The following is a 258-nucleotide window of genomic DNA, read 5'->3' as shown; positions in this document are numbered from 1 at the left end:
CCGTGAGCCTCTTGCAAAGCTGGGATCCAATGAAGCCTCGTGCGCCAGTCACCAATACCTTTTCCATAGCCGCATCCTAATGGCAGAAATTGCTATGGCGCATCAGGTCGGACGATGAACACGGCGAATTGCCGTAGACACCCCGGCGGCCGATCGCCACAAGTCAAAGAGCTCGGCACGAAGCTCGGACGGATCCTGGAGATCGGCCTCGATCTGCATCACGGCGTCGCCACGGGCATGCTTATCGTCGACGAGAAC

General features: G+C 58.5%; 1 protein-coding gene. It reads right to left on the bottom strand.

Annotated features, from left to right (window positions below):
- Positions 1 to 67, bottom strand: a 67-nt coding sequence (locus QSV46_RS41665) for an NAD-dependent epimerase/dehydratase family protein (protein ID WP_409997298.1), incomplete at its 3' end; no start/stop codon positions are given.
- Positions 68 to 258: the final 191 nt, after the last annotated feature.

This window comes from Bradyrhizobium cosmicum (genome assembly GCF_032290525.1).
In the GTDB taxonomy this organism is placed as follows: Bacteria; Pseudomonadota; Alphaproteobacteria; order Rhizobiales; family Xanthobacteraceae; genus Bradyrhizobium; species Bradyrhizobium cosmicum_A.
Note: the sequence above shows the minus strand (reverse complement) of the source record. Positions and strands in the feature narration are given on the sequence as shown.